This is a genomic window from Acinetobacter sp. Li1LvA2 (assembly GCF_056156705.1).
Genome location: NZ_JBSICF010000033.1, coordinates 1 through 526 on the forward strand (window position 1 = coordinate 1; position 526 = coordinate 526).

The following is a 526-nucleotide window of genomic DNA, read 5'->3' on the forward strand; positions in this document are numbered from 1 at the left end:
ATCTAAAGAGCAGGTGATTCAGTCTTTAGAGGGTGGTATTTTAACCAAGCTGAATGTACAAGAAGGCGACATTGTTCAAAAGGGCGAAATTCTTGCGCAACTAGATCCAACCCGTTTGGCATCTAATGTCGGTGAATCAAAATCTTTACTTACTTCTGCTCAGGCAACAGCAGCGCGCTTACGGGCGGAAGTCAATGGTACGCCATTGGTTTTTCCTGACATTGTGATGAAAGAACCAAAACTTGTACAAGAAGAAACAGCTCTATATGTATCTCGTAGAGCCAATCTAGAACAATCACTCGCAGGTTTTAAGCAAGCTTTACAACTGGTGCAACAAGAACTGGCAATGACGGAACCGTTAGTTGCTAAAGGTGCGGCAAGTGAGGTGGAAGTTTTACGTTTACGTCGTGAAGCAAATGATTTGCAAAACAAAATGAATGATGTGCAGAACCAATATTATGTGCAGGCCCGTGAAGAGCTCTCTAAAGCGAATACGGATAGTGAAACACAACAACAAGTTGTACTT

1 pseudogene is annotated in these 526 nt (G+C 42.4%); it reads left to right on the forward strand.

Annotated elements, in window-relative coordinates:
• Positions 1 to 526: pseudogene (locus tag ACS604_RS18960) on the forward strand (secretion protein HlyD); the annotation flags it as partial.